The 21,056-nt window shown below is 57.9% G+C and carries 20 protein-coding genes; 11 read left to right on the forward strand and 9 right to left on the reverse strand.

Annotated features, from left to right (window positions below; genetic code table 11):
* Nucleotide 1: 1 nt before the first annotated feature.
* The 3 genes from AC2FLP_RS02485 to AC2FLP_RS02495 all read left to right on the forward strand — a co-directional run bounded on the left by AC2FLP_RS02485 (nucleotide 2) and on the right by AC2FLP_RS02495 (nucleotide 3,022).
* The gene (locus tag AC2FLP_RS02485) at nucleotides 2-706 is read left to right on the forward strand and encodes a M50 family metallopeptidase (RefSeq protein WP_496680951.1); all 705 of its coding nucleotides are present in this window, start codon (nucleotides 2-4) and stop codon (nucleotides 704-706) included.
* Nucleotides 707-809: 103 nt separating this feature from the next.
* On the forward strand, nucleotides 810-2,210 hold the full coding sequence (locus AC2FLP_RS02490) for an amidase (RefSeq protein WP_496680949.1): 1,401 nt from the start codon (nucleotides 810-812) through the stop codon (nucleotides 2,208-2,210).
* Between the two features lie 26 nt (nucleotides 2,211-2,236).
* Nucleotides 2,237-3,022, forward strand: coding sequence for a DUF2189 domain-containing protein (locus tag AC2FLP_RS02495; RefSeq protein WP_117868665.1), 786 nt, complete (start codon nucleotides 2,237-2,239; stop codon nucleotides 3,020-3,022).
* Between the two features lie 8 nt (nucleotides 3,023-3,030).
* Here AC2FLP_RS02495 and AC2FLP_RS02500 read toward each other — a convergent pair whose 3' ends face one another.
* The 3 genes from AC2FLP_RS02500 to AC2FLP_RS02510 form a co-directional block, all read right to left on the reverse strand.
* Nucleotides 3,031-3,750 (reverse strand): helix-turn-helix domain-containing protein, encoded by a 720-nt coding sequence (locus AC2FLP_RS02500; RefSeq protein ID WP_496671254.1) that lies wholly within the window; start codon nucleotides 3,748-3,750, stop codon nucleotides 3,031-3,033.
* Nucleotides 3,751-4,063: 313 nt separating this feature from the next.
* Nucleotides 4,064-4,624, reverse strand: a complete 561-nt coding sequence (gene ilvN, locus AC2FLP_RS02505) for an acetolactate synthase small subunit (RefSeq protein WP_117868667.1) — start codon at nucleotides 4,622-4,624, stop codon at nucleotides 4,064-4,066.
* A 69-nt stretch (nucleotides 4,625-4,693) separates the two neighbouring features.
* Nucleotides 4,694-6,445: an acetolactate synthase 3 large subunit gene (locus AC2FLP_RS02510; protein ID WP_117868668.1), complete on the reverse strand. Its 1,752-nt coding sequence runs from the start codon at nucleotides 6,443-6,445 to the stop codon at nucleotides 4,694-4,696.
* Nucleotides 6,446-6,867: 422 nt separating this feature from the next.
* Between AC2FLP_RS02510 and AC2FLP_RS02515 the strand changes: the two genes are divergently transcribed.
* Entirely contained in the window at nucleotides 6,868-7,713 is an 846-nt protein-coding gene (locus AC2FLP_RS02515) for a HalD/BesD family halogenase (RefSeq protein WP_117868670.1), read from the forward strand.
* Between the two features lie 47 nt (nucleotides 7,714-7,760).
* Complete coding sequence (locus AC2FLP_RS02520; protein WP_117868671.1) at nucleotides 7,761-8,132, forward strand: bleomycin resistance protein; 372 nt, start codon at nucleotides 7,761-7,763, stop codon at nucleotides 8,130-8,132.
* A 95-nt stretch (nucleotides 8,133-8,227) separates the two neighbouring features.
* Here AC2FLP_RS02520 and AC2FLP_RS02525 read toward each other — a convergent pair whose 3' ends face one another.
* Both AC2FLP_RS02525 and AC2FLP_RS02530 read right to left on the reverse strand, forming a co-directional pair.
* The gene (locus AC2FLP_RS02525) at nucleotides 8,228-8,875 is read right to left on the reverse strand and encodes a response regulator transcription factor (protein WP_117868672.1); all 648 of its coding nucleotides are present in this window, start codon (nucleotides 8,873-8,875) and stop codon (nucleotides 8,228-8,230) included.
* The gene (locus AC2FLP_RS02530; RefSeq protein ID WP_299893921.1) at nucleotides 8,872-10,305 is read right to left on the reverse strand and encodes a cache domain-containing protein; all 1,434 of its coding nucleotides are present in this window, start codon (nucleotides 10,303-10,305) and stop codon (nucleotides 8,872-8,874) included. The genes AC2FLP_RS02525 and AC2FLP_RS02530 overlap by 4 nt, the downstream gene beginning before the upstream one ends.
* A 245-nt stretch (nucleotides 10,306-10,550) precedes the next feature.
* On the opposite strand from AC2FLP_RS02530, the gene AC2FLP_RS02535 reads away from it, so the two are divergent.
* The 3 genes from AC2FLP_RS02535 to AC2FLP_RS02545 all read left to right on the forward strand — a co-directional run bounded on the left by AC2FLP_RS02535 (nucleotide 10,551) and on the right by AC2FLP_RS02545 (nucleotide 15,052).
* Complete coding sequence (locus tag AC2FLP_RS02535; RefSeq protein ID WP_117868673.1) at nucleotides 10,551-11,633, forward strand: TRAP transporter substrate-binding protein; 1,083 nt, start codon at nucleotides 10,551-10,553, stop codon at nucleotides 11,631-11,633.
* A 120-nt stretch (nucleotides 11,634-11,753) separates the two neighbouring features.
* The gene (locus tag AC2FLP_RS02540; protein WP_299893919.1) at nucleotides 11,754-12,680 is read left to right on the forward strand and encodes a TRAP transporter small permease subunit; all 927 of its coding nucleotides are present in this window, start codon (nucleotides 11,754-11,756) and stop codon (nucleotides 12,678-12,680) included.
* A gap of 17 nt (nucleotides 12,681-12,697) precedes the next feature.
* Complete coding sequence (locus AC2FLP_RS02545) at nucleotides 12,698-15,052, forward strand: TRAP transporter large permease (protein WP_496680942.1); 2,355 nt, start codon at nucleotides 12,698-12,700, stop codon at nucleotides 15,050-15,052.
* 130 nt (nucleotides 15,053-15,182) lie between these two features.
* Here AC2FLP_RS02545 and AC2FLP_RS02550 read toward each other — a convergent pair whose 3' ends face one another.
* From AC2FLP_RS02550 to AC2FLP_RS02565, 4 genes are all read right to left on the reverse strand, one after another.
* Nucleotides 15,183-15,572: a VOC family protein gene (locus tag AC2FLP_RS02550; RefSeq protein WP_117868676.1), complete on the reverse strand. Its 390-nt coding sequence runs from the start codon at nucleotides 15,570-15,572 to the stop codon at nucleotides 15,183-15,185.
* Between the two features lie 7 nt (nucleotides 15,573-15,579).
* Nucleotides 15,580-16,404: an arginyltransferase gene (locus AC2FLP_RS02555; protein WP_117868677.1), complete on the reverse strand. Its 825-nt coding sequence runs from the start codon at nucleotides 16,402-16,404 to the stop codon at nucleotides 15,580-15,582.
* Between the two features lie 75 nt (nucleotides 16,405-16,479).
* A complete protein-coding gene (locus tag AC2FLP_RS02560; RefSeq protein WP_117868678.1) occupies nucleotides 16,480-16,911 on the reverse strand; it encodes an RDD family protein in 432 nt (143 codons plus the stop codon).
* A gap of 65 nt (nucleotides 16,912-16,976) precedes the next feature.
* Complete coding sequence (locus AC2FLP_RS02565) at nucleotides 16,977-17,399, reverse strand: DUF2852 domain-containing protein (RefSeq protein WP_299893914.1); 423 nt, start codon at nucleotides 17,397-17,399, stop codon at nucleotides 16,977-16,979.
* Nucleotides 17,400-17,547: 148 nt separating this feature from the next.
* Here AC2FLP_RS02565 and AC2FLP_RS02570 point away from each other — a divergent pair, with 148 nt between their 5' ends.
* Genes AC2FLP_RS02570 through AC2FLP_RS02580 form a run of 3 tightly spaced genes read left to right on the forward strand, consistent with a single transcriptional unit; the run spans nucleotide 17,548 to nucleotide 21,032 of the window.
* The gene (locus tag AC2FLP_RS02570; RefSeq protein WP_299893912.1) at nucleotides 17,548-17,931 is read left to right on the forward strand and encodes a nuclear transport factor 2 family protein; all 384 of its coding nucleotides are present in this window, start codon (nucleotides 17,548-17,550) and stop codon (nucleotides 17,929-17,931) included.
* A 49-nt stretch (nucleotides 17,932-17,980) separates the two neighbouring features.
* Entirely contained in the window at nucleotides 17,981-20,776 is a 2,796-nt protein-coding gene (locus AC2FLP_RS02575) for a [protein-PII] uridylyltransferase family protein (protein ID WP_496680936.1), read from the forward strand.
* Nucleotides 20,760-21,032, forward strand: coding sequence for a hypothetical protein (locus AC2FLP_RS02580; RefSeq protein WP_299893910.1), 273 nt, complete (start codon nucleotides 20,760-20,762; stop codon nucleotides 21,030-21,032). The genes AC2FLP_RS02575 and AC2FLP_RS02580 overlap by 17 nt, the downstream gene beginning before the upstream one ends.
* The last annotated feature ends 24 nt before the right edge of the window (nucleotides 21,033-21,056 follow it).

Raw genomic sequence — 21,056 nt, forward strand, 5'->3', positions numbered from 1 at the left:
GGTGAAGCGTAACAGCCCTTTCCTGAACCTTCTGAAAGGGCATTGGCAGCTTATTCTGATCACAACTTTGGTCTTTTTGCTTTGGAACACACCGGTCGTGGTTCCGCTGAAGATACTGGTTGTCTTTTTGCATGAGTTGTCCCATGCCGTGACGATCCTGTTGACCGGCGGCTCTGTCGAAAGTTTTTCGATCTCATCGCAACAGGGCGGAGTGGTCGTCGGTCGGGGCGGCAACCGGTTTCTCAGCCTGTCTGCCGGATATCTTGGCTCACTGTTGCTTGGCATGGCCTTTTTGATCCTTGCCTTGCGAACAAAGGCCGACCGCGCCGTTCTGGCGGGTTTTGGCGGCGTCATGTGTCTGGTGACAGTTCTGTATATCCGCGACCCGTTCGCCCTGGCTTTCAGCATCGGAACCGGGGCTGCGATGATCGCTACGGCGTGGTATCTGCGCCCGGATGTGAGCGATCTGGTGCTGCGCGTGATCGGATTGACCAGCATGATCTATGTCCCTTTCGACATCTTCGATGACACGATCCGACGGTCTGGTGCGCGTTCGGATGCATTCATGCTGGCCGAGGAGTTCGGCGGCTCCACCATGTTGTGGGGCGGGATCTGGCTGGTGCTCAGCTGCATGGCGATTGCTCTTTGCCTGCGTCACTGGCTTGGGGTCGACAGCAACCTGCATTTTCGCAGAGCAGCCCGCTGACATTGCCGCCTGGGACGTTATTGAAAAGATACATCCAAACAGTGGGTTTAAATGATCTGAACTGCCCGCTAGGCTGCTGGAAACAACAGCAGAATGGCGTGCCATGGACCTGATCCGGATATCGGCTACAAACCTTTTGAAACAGTTGGCCAGCCGACAGGTTTCAGCCTCGGACGTGATGCAGGCCACACTTGATCGTATCGCTAAGGTCAACAGAGAAGTGAACGCCATCGTCGCACTGCGGGATGAAAATGATTTGATGGCCGAGGCGCAGGCCTGCGACAATAGCCCTGTCACCGGTCCACTGCACGGTCTGCCGATTGCGGTTAAGGATCTTGTGAATGTAGCTGGTGTCGTCTCGTCTCAGGGTTCACCGATGTTCAAGGGCTTCGTGCCGGATACTGACGATCTGATTGCCACCCGGATGCGTGCCGCGGGTGCTATCCTGATTGGCAAGACCAATACGCCGGAATTTGGGCTGGGCTCACACACCTTCAACCCGGTCTATGGCGCAACGCGCAATCCGTATGACGCCGATTTCACCTGCGGTGGTTCGTCCGGCGGGGCGGCGGTTGCACTGGCGACCGGCATGGTTGCATTGGCCGATGGCTCGGACATGATGGGCAGCTTGCGCAACCCGGCGGGCTGGAACAGTGTTTACGGCTTTCGTCCAAGCTGGGGCAGGGTGCCTTCCGATCCCGTGGGCGACAGTTTTTTGCATCAGTTGTCGACACTGGGCCCCATGGCGCGCTGCCCCGAAGATCTGGGTGTTCTGCTCGACGTTATCTCGGGTCCGGACCCGCGCTTGCCGTTGGCCGCTAAAAGTGCCCCGGTATCCCCGGTGACCGCCGTAGATTTGCAAGGGCTGCGGATCGGGTGGCTTGGCGACTGGGGAGGCGCTTTTCCGACCGAGCCCGGTATTCTCGACATCTGCAAAGACGCGATGGACGTTTTCGAAACTCTTGGAGCGCGGGTCGAGGACATCGCCCCGCCTTTCGATGCTGAAAAACTATGGACCAGCTGGATCACCTTGCGGTCGTTCAGCGTGGCCGCAGGGCTCGAACCTTTGGCTTCGCAAAAAGAGCATTTGAAAGACACGGCACAATGGGAGCTGGATCGGGGTTTGGCGATGAGTGCGATGGACGTGCACCACGCCAGTGTCATCCGCTCGGAATGGTTCCGTTGCGCGGTGAAACTGTTCCAACAGTTTGACGCATTGGTTCTGCCTTCTGCTCAGGTCTGGCCGTTTTCGGTTGATTTGCCTTACCCGACAGAGATCGCTGGCCGGGCCATGGATACCTATCACCGGTGGATGCATGTCACGGTACCGGTCAGCCTGATCGGCCTGCCTTGTCTGGCTGCGCCTGCGGGATTTGGTGCACAGGGGCTTCCCATGGGGTTTCAACTGTTCGGACCCAGAGGCTCGGACCAGAAACTACTGTCGGTCGGAGCGTCATATCACGCCGAAACCAACTGGCCAAACAAGAGGCCGGCGATGCCATAACGCCGGTCGGGGAGGAGGAAGACAACATGGACAAACCCTTTGGTGTTCCGGATATGCGACCGGTCGATACCGCCATGCTGCGCACTGCTTTGAAGCGTGCCTGGGCCGACTTTCGCCGCGCACCGCTAATCGGCCTGATCTTTGCCGGAGTTTACGTGCTGGCTGGCTGGGCGATGGCATGGGTAACCGTCCAGACCGGAACAACCTTCTGGCTGGTGCTGGCGGCCATCGGGTTTCCGCTGATCGGCCCGTTTGCCGCTGTTGGTCTGTACGAGGTATCGCACAGGTTGGAACAAGGCGAGCCACTCGATTTTGGCGCGATCTTCGGGGTCGTGCTGCAGCAAAGCCGCAGACAGTTGCCCTCGATCTGCGCGATCATAGTCGTCGTGTTTCTGTTCTGGTTTTTTCTGGGGCATATGATCTTTGCCCTGTTCATGGGTTTGGCGACGATGACCAATGTGTCGACGTCGCTCGAAGTGTTTCTGACGCTGAATGGCCTGACAATGTTGGCAGTGGGCACGGCGGTCGGGGCGGTTTTTGCAACCGTTCTGTATATGATCACGGTTCTGTCGATTCCGTTGCTGCTGGATCGTGAACTGGACTTTGTAACGGCAATGATTACCAGCTTCTCCTACGTGTCAGAGAACTTCCCTGTGATGCTGGCTTGGGGCGCGTTCATTGCGGTGCTGACATTTCTGGCGATGGTGCCGTGGTTTCTTGGGTTGCTGGTGGTCCTACCGCTGCTGGGGCATGCCAGCTGGCATCTGTACCGGCAGATCACGCAGAACGATGAAGGGGAAACACCAACCTGAGACGTTGTTTACGGATGCTGAGCCACATTGTTGGTCGACAATCGCGCAGCAGCAAAAATGGCCGTCGAGTCGTGCCCAAGATATTTCAGCACAACGGGTTCCGGTATTGTTGCGTTTGTTGGACTGATGACCGACCCACGCCACTGAACTGCCGTTCCCGTAGGGTCAGGAGAAATCAGATAGACCCGGCTATTCTGACCTTCCCGCTGGGAAGTCAGCATATAGACAGTGTCACCGCTTGAGGCCGCTATCCCTTGGATTTCCCGTGCTTTTGGTGTTGCGTCGGGCATCGCGGCGCGAGACACGTACCCACGGATCAACGTGCATTGGGCCAGCGGGCGGGCGTGCAGAAGGGTCATCCGGCGTTCAGCCGAGAGGCTTTCGATCACCGCGTAGAACCCGGGTAAAAACGGGGACTTCTCGATTGCATCCGCACCAGAACCCAGAAACTCGGTCAGGGCCGGAGTTGCGGGGTGTTCCTCGATCTTTTCGATCTCATCCAACGGTTTCAGAAGAATGCGGGCGTCCACGTCGAAGAACCGGCATATGCGATCCAGCACATCCGGTCTGGGTACGCTTTCACCCGAAAGGTATCTGTTGAATTGGGTGCGGTTCACGCCAAGTTTGCGGCACAGTGCCGAAACAGATCGGTATCGCCGTGCCAATTGCCGAAGATTCGCACCGAACGTTGCGCGAAGCTCAGCAGGACTGCGAATGTCGTCGGTCATTGGTGCCCACGTCTTGCTTAGTTTCCGGAAGAAACCATCATCGCACAGAAGCCAAAGCCCGGTGCGCATCGAAAAATCGTACAGAATGACCCCAAGCAACGTATCCCCACGTCGCGTTGCGGCCACAAGGCTAACGGCCCTATGCGTAAAGGCAATAGGCTTTATCTGGAAATGCCTGATCTTTATCTGGAAAAGCTGGCCTTATGGCAATTTTGGCGCATAGAGTGCGTTTGGGTTGAGTCCCCAGAGCTGCTTCAGCCTAAAAAGTGTTCCCGCCTTGGATGCCACAATGACCCCAAGGCGGGATGGGTCTTTAGTCGCCACGCAACAGGGCAGCAACGCCGGTGCGGGCGATTTCCATCAACCCCAGCGGGCGCATCAGATCGGCAAATGCGTCGATCTTGTCCGGCGCGCCGGTGATCTCGAAAATGAAAGAATTCAGAGTACTGTCGACTACATTGGCGCGGAAGATATCGGCCAGTCGCAGTGCTTCGACCCGCTTGTCACCTTCGCCGACGACCTTGATAATCGCCAGTTCACGTTCGACTGATGCGCCCTCGACGGTCAGATCATGCACGTCACGCACCGAAACAATCCTGCCAAGCTGCGCCTTGATCTGTTCGATGACCTGAGGGGTGCCGGTGGTGACGATGGTGATGCGACTCAGGTGGCCGGTGTGATCAACCTCGGCCACCGTCAGGCTTTCAATGTTGTACCCACGACCCGAGAAAAGGCCGATGACACGGGCCAGCACACCCGGTTCGTTTTCTACCAGAACCGCGATGGTATGGCGTTCTTGAACGTCCGAGAAGGTGGGCCGTAGGTTATAGGCAGAATGGCGGGTAGAGCCTTTTTTGATATGTAGGGCAGACATTTATGTCCCTTTCATCATCCATGAGATGTCGGGCGCAACGCGGCGCCCAACCAAATCTGTCGAATTTTGTTAAACCAGCACCGAACCTTTGGAGTCGATCACGCCCTGCGTCTCGGCCTCGCCCAACAGCATCTCGTTGTGCGCCTTGCCCGACGGGATCATGGGGAAGCAGTTCTCGTGCTTTTCGACCAGACAATCAAAGATCACAGGACCGTCGTAATTGATCATCTCCATGATCGCATCGTCCAGATCGGCGGGATCCTTGCAGATGATCCCCTTGGCCCCGAAGGCCTCGGCCAGTTTCACGAAATCGGGCAGGGCCTCGGACCATGAATGTGAATACCGCTCGCCATGCAGTAACTCCTGCCACTGACGGACCATGCCGAGGCGTTCGTTGTTCAGGATGAACTGTTTCACCGGCAGGCGGTACTGAACGGCGGTGCCCATTTCCTGCATGTTCATCAACCATGATGCTTCACCGGCGACGTTGATCACCAGCGCGTCCGGGTGTGCCATCTGAACGCCGATCGAGGCGGGGAAGCCGTAGCCCATGGTGCCCAGACCACCGGATGTCATCCAGCGGTTGGGGTCTTCGAACCCGAGATACTGTGCCGCCCACATCTGATGCTGACCCACCTCGGTGGTGATGTAGCGATCATGCTTTTTCGTCAGTTCTTCAAGACGTTCCAGTGCGTATTGCGGCTTGATCGACTTCTCGCTGTTGGTGAACGCCAGGCAGTTGATCTTGCGCCATTCCGCAATCTGGTTTTGCCACTGCTTGACATTAGCGGCGTCCGTCTTGCGCCCGCGCGACTTCCAGATCTTCAGAATATCCTCGAGCACATGCGCCACATCGCCGACGATCGGGATGTCCACGCGAATGACCTTGTTGATTGAGGACGGATCAATGTCGATATGTGCTTTCTTCGAGTTCGGCGAGAACGCATCGATACGCCCGGTGATCCGGTCATCGAACCGCGCACCGATGTTGATCATCAGATCGCAATCATGCATCGCCATATTGGCCTCGTAGAGACCATGCATCCCCAGCATCCCCAGCCAGTTTTCACCTGAGGCAGGGTAGGCGCCAAGGCCCATCAGGGTTGACGTGATCGGAAACCCTGTTGCGTCCACCAGTTCACGCAGCAACTGGCTGGCCGCGGGACCGGAATTGATAACGCCGCCACCGGTATAGAAAACAGGTTTCTTGGCGGTTTCTATTGCCGCAACCAGTTCTGTGATCTCTTCCAGATCACCTTTCATCGTCGGTTGGTAATGCGAGGTTGAAGGTTTCGGGCTGGCATACTCACCAGAAGCGAACTGCACGTCTTTCGGGATATCGATCAGCACCGGACCAGGACGTCCCGAGGTGGCCACGTGGAAAGCTTCGTGCAGGGTTTCAGCAAGAGAGTCCGTGTCCTTCACCAGCCAGTTATGCTTGGTGCAGGGGCGGGTGATGCCAACGGTGTCGGCCTCCTGAAACGCATCCGATCCGATCATGAAGGTCGGGACCTGTCCGGTCAGAACCACAATCGGGATTGAATCCAGCAACGCATCGGTCAGGCCGGTGACTGCATTGGTGGCACCGGGGCCGGACGTTACAAGCGCGACGCCCGGTTTTCCGGTCGATCGGGCATAGCCTTCGGCGGCGTGGATCGCACCTTGTTCGTGACGCACCAGTATGTGGCGAATGTCGTTTTGCAGAAAGATCTCATCATAGATGGGTAGCACGGCGCCACCGGGGTATCCGAATACCGTGTCCACGCCCTGATCCTTGAGGGCCTGAACCACCATCTTTGCGCCGGTCATCTCACGTGTCATCTGCTTTGCTCCGTTCGCGACATGTGTCTTGCGTTCGACAAAAAAAAGCCCCCGAGATTTTCGGAGGCGCATGGGTTCGATTATGGTTTACCGTTACCGGCCCATGCGCGTGGTTCCTACGATTACGACTAGCGTTCTCATCGCCAGAGGCTCCTTTTTGCTTGGAGGGGACATTATGTTCGGGGGGAAGGGGCGTCAACAGGCAATTGCACCAATTTTCTATCTCAGAGGCGGTATTTTGCGACATTTTATTGCGCAGATTGCCGCATGTCGGGAATTTCCGGGAATTGAGCCTGCGGTTTCACGGTTTCAAGCGCGGATGTGACGGTCTGAAAGCGTCAGGCCGATGTCCGAAACTGGCATGATCGACGCGTTTTTCTGCGCCACGCTGACCGTGAAGGGGTAGAAATCGGAGGCGAAAAATGTTGCAGAACCTGGTTGATCTCGGACGCTATCCGATCGATCGTCCGGATTCTCCGGCTTATGATCGACTGATCGAAGATCTGAGACGCGAATTGGAACAGGATGGATGTGCTGTTCTGCCGGGTTTCGTGCACGAGACAGGGGTCGAGCTTCTGGTGCAAGAAGCCGATGAGGTCGCGCCCAAGGCGCACCGGTCTTTCAATAGAACAAACGCCTATTTCACGAAGGACGATCCTAGGCTTGGCATCGCTCACCCGATCCGCCGGTTCTATGATCGTTCGAACGCCTTTGTTCCGGCGGACAATCTTTCAAAATCCGGACCGCTGCGTCGTATTTACGAGTTCGACGGTTTTCTTCCCTTTGTCCGGGATGCCCTGAATGAACCCGAGGACCGCTTCTTTCGCTATGATGATCCGTTGGCGGACGTGATCATCAATGTCGTGGAAGAAGGGCAGGGCTTTCCCTGGCATTTTGATACCAACAACTACACTGTGACACTGGCCATCCAGAACGGAGAGGTGGGCGGTGCGTTTGAATACGCGCCCAACCTGCGCTCGGCAGAGGATGAAAACTTTGAACTCGTGGCCTCGGTTCTTGATGGGAACATGGCACGTGTTCGTCGGCTGGAGTTACAGCCGGGGGATTTGCAGATTTTCAAGGGAAGGTATTCGCTGCACCGGGTCGCTCCTGTCAGAGGCAAGCGCCGCCGTTATGTCGGCATCTTTTCCTTTGTCGAGGCTGAAGGCATGTGCGGTGGCGTCGAGCGGACGCAGCAGTTGTATGGCCGCGTTTTGCCGCATCATTACAAGCGTGCGGGGCTGCGAAAAGATCAATTGCTGGATTGAAAGTTCAGCCTTGGTAGAATGCATCTGTTTCTTGCCCGGAGAGTCAGATGCCTCAGATTTTACAACTAACACCATTTGTGTTGTGCTCGTCCCTGCAGGACCAGATCGACTTTTATTGCAAACGCCTTGGGTTCACATGTGGGTTCACGCAAGACAATTATGCCTTTTTGAAACGTGGTCCTGTTGCGATCCGCCTTTTGGAGTGCCCACCCCGGGATGACGGCAAGCCACTGGGCGATGATCAGTCATTCTACATTGATGTTGAAGACATCGACGGGTTGTATGACAGCATGCGTGAAGGGTTGGCTGACTTACCCGACGGTCGTGTACGGCCACCCTTCAACCAGCCGTACAAGCAGCGTGAATTCCACGTTCTGGACGAAGACGGGACACTGGTTTTTTTTGGTGAGGGTATCTAACCCGGCGCGTAGTGCTCCCGCCCATCGTCAACACGCCTGCGGCGCGTATCCTCTGGTTGGGCCGGTCAGCGCTGCGTGCTGCGGCCCCGCAAAATTCAGAAACCGACGCCAGTACCTTGCAGTACGCCGTGTTCCAGCGCGTAGCGTGTAAGCCCGGCGGTTGAAGAGATGCCGAGTTTTCGCTTGATATTCTTGCGGTGCGTTTCGACCGTTCGCACGGAAATATCCAGCGTTTGTGCAACTTCCTTGTTGGATTTGCCCTGCGCCAGTTCCAGCAGAATGGTCTGTTCACGTCCGGTCAGCGCTTCGCGAACGTTGTCGCCTTTGGGCTTCAGTGATCCGCTGGCGCCTGTGCACAGATACTGTTCACCCCGCATCACCGCATCAATGGCCTGCTTGATCTCTTCAGTGGGTACATCCTTGAGCACGTAACCTTTGGCACCGTGGCTGAGCGCGGTCGAGATATATTCCGGGCTGTCATGCATCGAAAGGATCAGGACACGCGTTGCCGGCAGCCGTTCCAGAATGATTTCCGTGGCGCTGAGACCGCCGAGGCCGGGCATGTTCAAATCCATCAGGATCACATCCGGGGCAAGATCAACAGCCTGATCCACTGCCGCCTGTCCGCTGCCGAGCGTACCGACCACTTCGATCTCGTCATAGCTTTCGAGGATGGACTGTATGCCCTCGGCCACCATGGGATGGTCGTCGACGATAAGAACTCGGATGCTTTCGGCGCTCATGTGCCGGCCTTTCGGTTCGGAGTTGCGTCTTCCTGCGGTGGCAGAAGGTGGCTCAGCGGCAGGCTGACTTCGATGACAGTGCCGCCACGCGGTCCGCGTGATGACAGAATGCGCAGGGACCCGTCAAGCTGTTCGATGCGCTCTTGCATGTTGCGCAACCCGATCCCGGTGCTGGGGGTGCCCGGATCGGTCCGCAACCCCCGGCCATTGTCGGTGATCCGCATGGTCGCACCTTTCTTGTGCCCGCGCAGGTCTATCGTAACATGTGTGGCGCCCGAGTGGCGCTCGATATTGGTCAGCGCTTCCTGGGCAATACGATACAGTGCAATCTTGCTGTCCTGATCCAGCCGGTTGCGGAATACCACGGTCGAGAATTCGGTCTCGATCCCGGTTCGGTCCCGGAAATCGTCGGTCAGGGCTTTCAGCGCAGGCCCGAGGCCCAGATCGTCCAGCACGCCGGGGCGCAGGTCGCGACTGATGCGGCGGACCTCGGTGATGGCGGTGCCAAGATGGTCAATCCCTTTGTCCAGTGGATCGCGTGCGCCCGCGTCATCGCCACGGGACAGGCGCCGCCGCGCGTTGTCCAGCGCGTAACGAACACCGACCAGAATCTGGCTGATTCCATCATGCAATTCACGGGCAACCCGGCCTCGTTCTTCTTCCTGGGCATCAAAGACTCGCTGGGTCAGTTCCTTCAACTTGGCGTCCGCAAGTCTCCGCTCGCGGATGTTCAGCAACATGCCAGATGCAAAGACAATGAGCACTGCCGCCACGACGATCGCGCCGATATACATGAAGGTGCGTTGAACGCGGGCCTCGACCTCGGCCCGTGCATTGGCCACCGTTGCGACGATGTCGTCGATAAAAACCCCGGTGCCCACAACCCAGCGCCAGTCCTGAAGCCCGACGACATACGCGATCATCTGTGCCTCTTCCCCGGTCGAAGGCTTCTGCCACATGAAGCTGTGCCAACCTGCCCCCTGGCGGGCGAGACGGATGAACTCATCGACGATGGGGGTACCATCGCTGTCAGTCAGCCCTTCCCAGTTTCGGTTGATGAATTGCGTCTGGCGAGGGCTGACCAGATTGTTGCCGTCATAGTCGTAGACAAAGAAGAACCCATCCTGACCGTAGATCATTGCCGAAAGGATTTGGGATACGAGGTTTTTTGCGATCTCGTCATCTGGCTCGGCCCGGCCATAGATGTACGCGAACCCGTTGCGTGCCTGTGTCACGTAGTTGCGCAACTCTTCCTTCTTGGCTTCGATCAGACTGCGTTCCAGCGCCTTGATCTCACGCTCGGCGGTCGCGCGCGCCTCGTATGCCACAAGCACAGCGATTGCCGCCACGGCCACCACCAGCGGGATTGCCGCCACCAGTGACAATTTCTGCGCATAGGTCAGCGAGACCAGATGTCGGAGTCTTTGCATGGACGAATCGATACGCAAGCAGCGGCGAAAATGCAAAAAGATTGGGCTTTGCCCGGCAAATACAACGATAATCATTGTAATTGCCGGGCTTCACCGCCCGATTTCTGGTCGAAAAAAGCAAAGAAATCGATTCTCTACGCAGTAGTAGGTATTCCCTTTCACTTCGGCCACATTAGGCTGACGCGCACTGAATGCGACAGGTCCGGTTTTGCCGGACCGTGACTATGAAGGGGAGGAACACTCATATGGATCGTCGTTCATTTCTTAAAAAATCCGCGCTGGGCGGCTCGGCGGCTGCAGCGACCGCACTGGCGGCACCGGCTTATGCGCAGGGTCAGCGCACTCTGACCATGGTGACCTCATGGGGTCGTGGTCTGGCGGGTGTGTTTGACAGTGCGCAGCGTTGTGCCGACAGCATCAATGCCATGTCGGATGGCAGCCTGAATGTTGAAATCAAGGCAGCAGGCGAACTGGTTGGCGCGTTCGAAGTATTCGACGCGGTGTCGTCAGGTCAGGCCGACATGTATCACGCGGCCGACTATTACTTTGTAGGTCAGCACCCGGGCTATGCGTTCTTCACGGCCGTGCCTTTCGGTATGACGGCACAGGAACTGGTGAACTGGTACTATCATGACGGCGGTATGGAGCTGCATGACGAACTTGGCGAAATCTTTGGACTGAAGTCCTTCCTAGCCGGTAACACCGGTGCGCAGGCGGGTGGCTGGTACTCGAAAGAGATCAACAGCCCCGAAGACTTCAACGGTCTGAAGTTTCGCATGCCGGGCCTGGGTGGCAAAGCACTGGGTAAACTGGGCGCATCCGTTCAGAACATTCCGGGGTCGGAAGTGTATCAGGCGCTGTCGTCCGGCGCGATCGACGGTACCGAGTGGATCGGTCCATGGGCGGACGAAAAGGCCGGTTTCCAGGAAATCACCAAGACCTACTACACTGCGGGCTTCCACGAGCCGGGCGCAGGTCTGTCGCTGGCAACCAACCGCGACGTGTTCAATGAACTGACCCCGGCGCAGCAGAAGATCATCGAGATCGCTGCCGCCGAAGCGCACCAGTGGAACCTGGCGCAGTTCCTCGCCAACAATGGCGCAGCACTGCAGCGTCTGCAGGCCGGTGGCGTCAAGGTTCTGGAATTCCCGGACAGTGTCTGGGACGCGTTTGGTCAGGCAAGCCAGGAAGTTCTGGACGAGAACATGGGCGATGAGCTGTTCAAGAAGATCCATGACAGCGCCATGACGTCCATGGCTGCTTCGTCTGCCTGGAACAACCTGTCGTCGGGTGTCTACACAGCTCAGCGTGACCGTGTTCGCGGCTAAGCCTTTCTGATCCAAGGACAACCGGTTCCCCCGCGCGGCGGGGGAACCTTTCCCGTTGCGCTTGAAGACTTGGGCAAGCAACAATAATCCATGCGCAACTGAAGACGACCTGGGGACAACATGCAGGACGAAAACGGTATCTCGTTCTTCGGCGCCCTGTGGAATGGACTGGTCTGGTTCATTCAGAACATTGCCGAAGCTTTCTATAATTTCGGATACGCCATCACGCATCCGCAGCTATGGCTGGACTGGTCCGACAAGGCGTCGATCATGCGCTTTGTCTACTACGGCGGTTCTGTCGAGTTCTTCTTTGTGGTGTTGACGTTCTTTCTGGTTCTGACGGCCATCGGGCTGTACTACCGGAATTTCATGTGGGCCATCGTGCGAGGCCTTGAGGGGTTCGCCAACACCACCGGGCGGTTCTTTGCCTGGGCGGGCCTTCTGATGGTGGTCCAGCAGATCGTGATCGTTTTCATGCAGCGAGTGTTTACGCGCCCTGACATGTCCTTCGGTCTGGGTATTCCGTTCCAGATGGATATCAGCTGGTTTGCGGAAGAACTGAAGCTTTACAACGCCATGGTCGTCTGTCTGTGCTGTACCTACACGTTTGTGCAGGGCGGCCATGTGCGCGTTGACCTCATCTACGCCGGCATCAGCCACCGCGCCAAACGCGTGGTGGATATGTGCGGCGCGGTGCTGTTCATGATGCCAATGGCCGTGCTGACCTGGATGTACGGCTGGTACTTCATGTGGCGGCACCTGATCGTGCCGAAGCCGTCGGCCAGCGACACATTGGATCGTCTGGTGGCCAAGTCCCGCGCGCTGCGTTGGAACGTGGAAACCATCGGGTTCAGCCCCAATGGCTTTAACGCTTACTTCCTGTTCAAGATCCTTCTGGTGGCCTTTGCGGCCATGGTGTTCCTGCACGCCATTGCCTTCCTGTACCGGTCGTATCTGGAATATGTGGAAGGGCCGGAAAGCACTGGAAAATACCTCGACAAGGACAGCCTTGGTGAGGGTGAAGAAGCCTATGAAGGCGCGCATTAGGGACGGAGACCCAGACTATGTTATTCGGACTTGATGGCGTCGAGATAGGCCTCATTATCGTATTCTTCTGCCTCTTCGGGGGCATTCTTTCTGGGTTCCCGGTGGCCTTTGCCATCGGTGGGGCCGGGGTCATTTCCTTCGGGATCATTGCAGCGCTCGACAGTGCCGGGCTGTTGATCCACCAGGCAATCGACACCGGGTCGCAAGCCTATCGGGATCTGGTGAATTCCGGGGTCAAAGCGGATGCCGTATCCGTGTTCCGATACCCGGATTTACCAAGGATTGCCGAGCCGGTGTTTGTCTCGGGCTGGGAAACGGCACTGGATCGCAACGTTTCGTTCATCGTGAACCGCATGAACGAGCGCGTACTGGCAGGGCAGTCTATCGAGACCCTGTTGGCCGTGTTGATGTTCGTTCTGATGGGTATCACGTTGGAACGCTCGAAGATTGCCAACGATCTGCTGACGACGATGGCGCGCGTCTTTGGACCGCTTCCGGGTGGTCTGGCCGTGTCCATCGTGGTTGTGGGCGCGTTCTTGGCTGCTTCAACCGGCATCGTTGGGGCAACGGTTGTGACCATGGGCCTGCTGGCTCTGCCAACCATGCTGCGAAACAACTACTCGCCTGAGCTTGCCACGGGTGTGATTGCGGCGTCGGGTACGTTGGGGCAGATCATTCCGCCGTCGATCGTGATCGTTCTGCTTGGCACATTGGCGGGTGATCTGTACTCGACAGCGCAGGAGACGCGGGCTGTTGAGGCAGGGTGTACCGACGCGCTGACCTATCTGGGGGAGCCTGCGGTTGTGTCGGTCGGGACGTTGTTCCAGGCGGCGCTTTTGCCGGGGATCCTATTGGCGCTGCTCTATGCTCTTTATGCGTTTGGATATGCGCTCCTGAATCCGGACAAGGCGCCTGCCGTTGCAATGTCGGGTGGATCTGGAGAGCCAATCACCCGGTCTGAGGGTCTGACCTGGCTGCTGGGCGCACCGGTTGCGTTGATTGTCGGAGCCGTTCTGCTGGGAAATGTCGGTGTTATCGGCAGCCAGAACATCTCGGTCTCAGCCTTCTCGGATATCGGGCAGGGGGCGTCCTTGCGCACCAACGTGTCGGAAGAATGCAAGGTAGCAATGATCGATCTGCACGGTCAGTCCGCATGGGATCAGGCCGTGGCCGAGCAGGAAGCCATTGACGCGGCAGGTGGTGCAGCGGAATCGCAGCGCTTGACCGAGGAAGAACTGGCAGCAGCCCAGCAGGAAAGGATCGCAGAAGCAGCACCGATTGGAACAGGTGTGGCCGTTGTCGTCCTACTGTTGGGTCTGACCCTGGTTCTGGGCCGTGGGATCGCACCGTCGCGCGCGCCGCAGCCGTTGATCCTGGGTGCGATTGGTTTGCTGCTGATGTTGCTGGTCGATATCCTGATGATCTCGCCCACCACATCTTCTGGTGCGACATTCGTGTTGCTCGCCTTGCCGTTCGCGCTGGCCATTTATGGCTGTAAGGAAGCTGCGGCTCGATGTGCGACCAATGACCTGATCCGCGTGGTTTTCCCACCACTGGTTCTGATCATCGCAGTTCTGGGTTCGATCCTGGGTGGCGTGACCAACCCGACACCGGCGGCTGCGCTGGGTGCGGGCGGCGCGATCATGCTGGCGGCTTATCGCAAGCTGCAGGATCAGGGCCGGTCAGGCAAAGTGATCATCTGGTCGACTTTTGCCGTGATGATCGCGTTGCTGATGGGGGTAAACTTCGATCTGCGCATCAATCAGGGTAATGTGACGGTTGAAACCTGGATCGCGTTCATCATTGCCTATGCGTCATACCTGTATGCCCTCTTCGGGCTGCTGTTCGGGTGCTGGGTTTTGTATTCCAGCGGCGTCCTGACCCCGGTGGTGCGCGAGACGGCCAAGGTGACCTCGATGGTGTTTACCATCCTGATCGGATCGCAACTTCTGAACCTGGTGGTGATTTCATTCGGTGGTGAGCACTATATCCAGCAATTCCTGAAGAGCTTTGACAACGAGTTCACAGTCTTCCTGATCGTGATGCTGGTGCTGTTCATTTTGGGCTTCGTGCTGGACTTCCTCGAGATCATCTACATCGTGATCCCAATCGTGGGCCCGGTGATCTATGGCGGGTCATTCGATCCGAAATGGGTGACGATCATGGTGGCGGTGAACCTGCAAACGTCATTCCTGACGCCACCGTTCGGGTTCGCTTTGTTCTACTTGCGAGGCGTGGCGCCAAAAGAGGTGACGACGGGACATATCTATCGCGGCATCATACCGTTTGTCCTGATCCAGGTCGTCGGAATCGCGATTCTGTGGTTCTTCCCGACAATTGTCACAATCGTGCCTGATCTGATCCCGAACTGATCAGACTAAATCAAATGCAAAGGGGGCTTGAGAGCCCCCTTTTCTTTTTTGGCATCAGGGAAGGGGCCAGCCCCTTCTGGCCTGCGGCCAATTCATTCCCGATGTATGTGTTGCCAGATGAAGAGGCGGATCAGGCGAATTGGATCAGGTCCCAACGGTTGCCAAAGGGATCGCGCCAGACGACGACACTGCCGTAGGGCTCAATGCGGGGGGCTTCTTCGAATTGGACCCCGTTGGCACGCATTTGTGTGTAGTCGCGTTGGAAATCTTCGGTTTGCAGGAAGAAACCCACGCGGCCTCCTGTCTGGTTGCCGATGGCGGCGCGCTGTTCGGGCCCGTCGGCTTTGGCCAGAAGAAGGGCACTGCCGTCTGAGCCCGGTGGCGTGATCAAGACCCAGCGTTTTCCGTCTCCCAGATCGATGTCTTTCAAAAGCTGGAAACCAAGTCGCTCCGTATAAAACGCGATTGCGTCATCGTAATCCGGCACCACGAGTGTAACGGCATGCAGGTTCTGTTTCATGGGATGGTCAACCCTTGGTCGGGTGGCGGTCCGGAAGCTGAATATTGGCCACTTGCTCGGCAATCGGAGCGGTGGAAAGGGGATGCCGGGATGAACCGCAGAAGGCGTTCGGATCTTTGATCTTTTGCCATTCGCCCTGAATATAAGCCTCCAGCCCAGAGAATTTTGCCTTGTAGCCCATCTTGGGGCTGCCGGGGACCCAGTAGCCCAGGTAGATATAGGGCAGGCCAGCTTCGCACGCGATGTCAATGTGATCCAAGATCATATAGGTACCCAGAGAATTCTGAGGCTGGTTCGGATCGTAGAAGGAATAAACCATGCTCAGCCCATCATCGAGCACATCGGTCAGGCTGACAGCGATCAGGTCTCCGGTCTCCGGATCTGCATATTCCACCACGCGGCTTCGGATCGGAGTTTCTTCGATCATCGCCGCAAATTCGAACACGTCCATATCAGCCATGCCGCCATCGGCGTGCCGGGTGTCAAGATAGCGGCGGAACAGTTCGTATTGCTCGTCCGTTGCCCAGGGCGACGTCGCGCGACGTTCTAGGTATCCGTTGCGTTTTATCGCGCGTTTCTGGCTCTTTGTTGCGCGGAACGCCGAAACGTCGATCCGGGCTGACAGACAGGCCGCGCAATCGGTGCAAGAGGGGCGATAGAGTACATTCTGTGACCGGCGAAATCCCTGCTGCGACAGGGAATTGTTCAACTGTTCCGCGCCTTCGCCCTGTAGTGCGGTGAACAGCTTACGCTCCATCCTGCCGTCGAGATAAGGGCAGGGTTGCGGGGCCGTGACATAGAATTGTGGCGCAATTGGCAGCGTGTGTCGCATGAAGTTCCCAGGTAGCCTCGGGTGGGATGATAGCAACCGTTCCCGAGGCCGCCAAGTGTTTCACGCAACCGGGTCTCAGGCCCGTCGATTGATCATGACCGTGCCCAGAAAACTGTCGGTCAGTCCCTGGCCGCGAGCGCTGGTCAGCATCATGATCACCGAGATGATCTGAATCACTGCGACCGCCATGCTGACGAAATAACCGGCAGTGTGGGCGATGGCCTTGCCCATATCCATCCGCTCTCCGAATGCGTCGCGCAATTCGATTCCCATGAAACGCATTCCCAGTGTGGCCGAGCCGTTGGTTATGGTGACAACGCGATAGACAAAGCTGATCACGGCATAGATCGCCGCCAGAAAAAACAGACCGAGGCCTGCGCTCAATAGAATCGCCACCGTGCAGAGAAGCGAGATGAAGGCGACATCAAACAACCACGCGACAAAGCGTTTGCTCGTCACCGAGCGGTAGAAATCAGGTTGGGTATCGGGGTCAGGCAGGTGGTTCATTCGTCAGGTCCGAAAAAGTGGGTCAGGGTACCCTGTCCCGGAATGCCGGGACAGGGCAAGGTCAATCAGGTAGGCGTGGCTTTACCGTCGTCTTCATGGTTCTCGCGGGCGCGTTCGTCCATGAACTCGTCGAATTCGGCCTTGTCCTTGGCATCGCGCAGGCGGCGCAGGAACGCCTCGAAGTCCTGTTGTTCGCGTTCAAGGCGGGCCAGAGTATCTGACTTGTAGGCGTCAAATGCGCTGTTGCCGGACGGCTTCATCGCGCTCATGTGGCTGTGCCAGGATTTGCGGCGACTGCAGGATTTGCTGAACATGCGTTTGCTCCAGATCATGTAAGCCAGAAGGGCCAGGCCAACTGGCCAGAAGAAGATGAAACCAAGGACCATGGCGGCGATCCACGCCCCCTTGCCTTTGTCATCCAGCCAGGCCTCAATTCGATAAAGCCATCCCGGATTCGCGGGGACGGCGGGGTCGGACAGTGCGGTCATTTGAGCTCTCCAGGGTTGATGTAAATTCTTTTCACATTGTCTAGATGGGGTCGTTGATGGGGGTTGCAAGGGGGCAATGTGAAAAAGATTTACATTCTGCAATTCGGTTGACGATGGACATCTTCAGTCGCAGGTTGCGGGAATGGAAATGACAGAACACAGGACGGCACCTGCGCTTAATGAAATACTCGACCTGGAAAAGCAGGTCTGGATGGCGCTGGTGGACGGCAATGCAAGCGCGGATCGGGCTTTGCTGAGCGCAGATTTTCTTGGTGTGTATCCCACGGGATTTGCCAATCGTGACGACCACGTTGGACAATTCGCGGATGCGCCGACAATGGCCGCGTTTGATCTGAGCGGCGCGAGATTGCGCGTTCTGACACCGGACATCGTATTGCTGTCGTATCGTGCCGATTATTTGCGCCCGGGTGCGACAACGCGCGAAGCGATGCTGATTTCGTCGTTGTGGGAACGCAGAAACGACGTTTGGGTGAACAGTTTCAGTCAGGACACGCCGGTTCAGAAAACCTGATCGGAATGCCCCATTGACGATTACGCGCTGCGATGCGCAGTTTGCGCGTATGACTGACGCTCTTGACATTTTAAGACTTCCGCGTGCTTTCGATCCATCCCTCGGGGATGAAGCGCGGGCCTTGATGCCAGATTTGCCGGCTGAGATGGGGAAATTGGTGGCGGGCACCGCCGGTTCGAGCCCCTATCTGAAAAGCTTGATCGAACAAGAGAAGGGCTGGCTGCCCGAGGCTCTGATGCACCCGGATCAGGCGCTGGATGCCGTGATGACCGCCGCGCGCGATCTGCTGCCGGATCAGTTGAAGCCCGGATTGCGGCAGGCCAAGCGGCGTATGGCCCTGCTTACGGCGTTGGCCGATATTGCAGGTGCGTGGCCACTAGAGAAGGTTACTGCGGCCCTGACCGATTTCGGCGCTCTGGCCGCCGATGTTTCCGCCAAGGCCGAGATCGCAACGCTGATCCGGCGCAAGAAGCTGCCGGGTATGACCGAGGATGATGTCGAAAACGCAGCCGGTTTGGTCATCCTGGCGATGGGAAAGATGGGCGCGCATGAGCTGAACTACAGCTCGGACATTGATCTGATCGTTTTGTTTGACGAGACGCGCTTTGATCCCGATGACTTTTACGAGGCCCGGCAGGGCATGGTTCGGGCCACGCGCAACTTCTGTGCGACGTTGAGTGATAAGACGGCGGACGGCTATGTTTTCCGCACGGATCTGAGGCTGCGCCCCGATCCCGCCGTGACACCGGTTTGCATGGCGATGGAGGCCGCCGAACGGTATTATGAAAGCCTGGGCCGAACCTGGGAGCGCGCCGCTTATATCAAGGCACGGCCCTGTGCCGGTGATCTGGCCGCAGGGCAGCGTTTCCTTGACGGCCTGCGACCCTTTGTCTGGCGCCGCCATCTGGATTTTGCCGCCATTCAGGACGCCCATGACATGCGTTTGCGCATCCGCGAAAACAAAGGCACCGGAGGGTCCTTGTCGATCCCCGGACACGACATGAAACTGGGACAGGGTGGTATCCGCGAGATCGAGTTCTTTACACAAACCCGTCAGTTGATTGCGGGCGGCCGGGATGCTGACCTGCGGGTGCGTGGTACCGTTCCCGGTCTGGCGGCGCTGGCCTCCAAAGGGTGGGTGCCGCAGGATGTTGCCAATAAGCTGACCGATCATTACCGCGCGCACCGCGAAGTCGAACACCGCATCCAGATGATTCATGACGCGCAGACCCACAAGGTGCCGAGTTCGTCTGATGGGATCGAGCGGGTTGCCTGTCTGATGGGGATCAGCAGTGCCGAGTTGACGCAAGACCTGATAAATCGCCTGACCGAAGTGCATGAGTTGACCGAAGGATTCTTTGCCCCAGGACCGGGTGCGGCACCGGTCCAAGTGCAGGATGTGGAGTTCGACAAAAGCGTTTTGGCCCGCTGGACGACATACCCGGCGCTGAGGTCCCAGCGCGGCGCGCGGATTTTTGAACGTCTGCGGCCCGAGCTGCTGTCGCGTCTTGCCAAAACCGCAAAGCCCGATGAAGCACTGATGGCTTTGGACGGGTTTCTGGCAGGCCTGCCTGCCGGGGTGCAGCTGTTTTCGCTGTTTGAGGCGAATCCGCAACTGATCGAGCTGTTAACCGATATCGTTGGCACGTCGCATGCTCTGGCCTCGCATCTGTCGCGCAACGCGTCTGTGTTTGACGCGGTGATCGGGGGCAGTTTCTTTGCGGATTGGCCGGGACAAGAGGCGTTGCAAGCGGAATTGACGCAGGCTCTGTCGGAAGAAACAGACTATGAAACCCAGCTTGATCTTGCACGGCGCTGGTGCAAGGAATGGCATTTCCGGGTTGGTGTGCATCACCTGCGCGGCCTGATCGACGGGGCGCAGGCGGGTCAGCAATATGCCGAGCTGGCACAATCGGTCATCGCGGCCATCCTGCCGCATGTCACCGAGAATTTCGCCCGCAAACACGGCCCTGCACCGGGGCGCGGCGCTGCCGTGCTTGGGATGGGATCGCTGGGGGCGGGCCGGATCAACTCGCAATCCGATCTGGACATGATCGTGATCTACGATCCCTTGGATCAGGACATGTCTGAGGGTCCGCGCCCTCTGGCCACGCGCACCTACTACGCGCGGTTCACGCAGGCCCTGATCACAGCGCTGTCCGCGCCGATGTCGCAGGGACGCTTGTATGAGGTCGATATGCGGCTGCGCCCTTCGGGCAATCAGGGGCCGGTTGCGACCAGTTGGGCCAGCTTTGTCAATTATCAGCAGAACGAAGCCTGGGTGTGGGAGCATCTGGCCCTGACCCGCGCGCATGTTGTTGCCGGGGATGCCGGGCTGGCCGAGGAAATCGAAGCCTTCCGCACCGAGTTTCTGTCGCACCCGCGAGAGCGGGGAAAAGTGCTGCGCGACGTGGCCGAAATGCGGTCGCGCCTGGCCGCGGCCAAGGCGCCCACCGGCATATGGGACGCCAAGAACGGCCCCGGCCGATTGATGGATATCGAGTTGATGGCCGAAACCGGCGCCTTGCTGGCTGGGTCCGCACAGCGTGAGGTGTCCTCTGGTCTGGATGGCGCCGTCGCAGCCGAGTTGCTGGATGTCGCACAGGCGCAATCTCTGAAAGCTTGCTATGACTTATGCTGGTCCGTGCAATGCGCGGCGCGGCTGCTTTCGGGCAAGGCTATCGAAGCCGACAAGATCGGCGAAGGCGGAACTGCTTTTTTGTGCCGTGCCACCGGGTTCGAACAGGTCGAAGCGCTACAGGCGGCTTTGCTGGAGAGTTATACGACCGCAGCCGATCTGATCGGGGGTGTGATCAAGGGGGACGAAGATGGCGCGCAGCACTGATCCCAACGACCATAAGGGTCTGATCCGCGAAGCCTATCGAATCGAGGGCATAACCTTGCCGGAATGCCGCAGCATCTTTCTGGATTGGGCACTCAGTGTTCCTGCGGATCGCGACCAGAACACAGCGCTGGCAGAACTGCACGCGGGCTATGCCGAGCAGAACCCCGATCACCCGATGACGCAGGTTCTGACCGAAGGCCTTCAGACGGCTCAGGCACCGAAACGCCGCGGCGGGTGGCGATCCCGTAACCGCTAGGGCTTTCCCACCGGCGCGTTCAGG

This window comes from Ruegeria sp. CDSA141 (genome assembly GCF_059612005.1).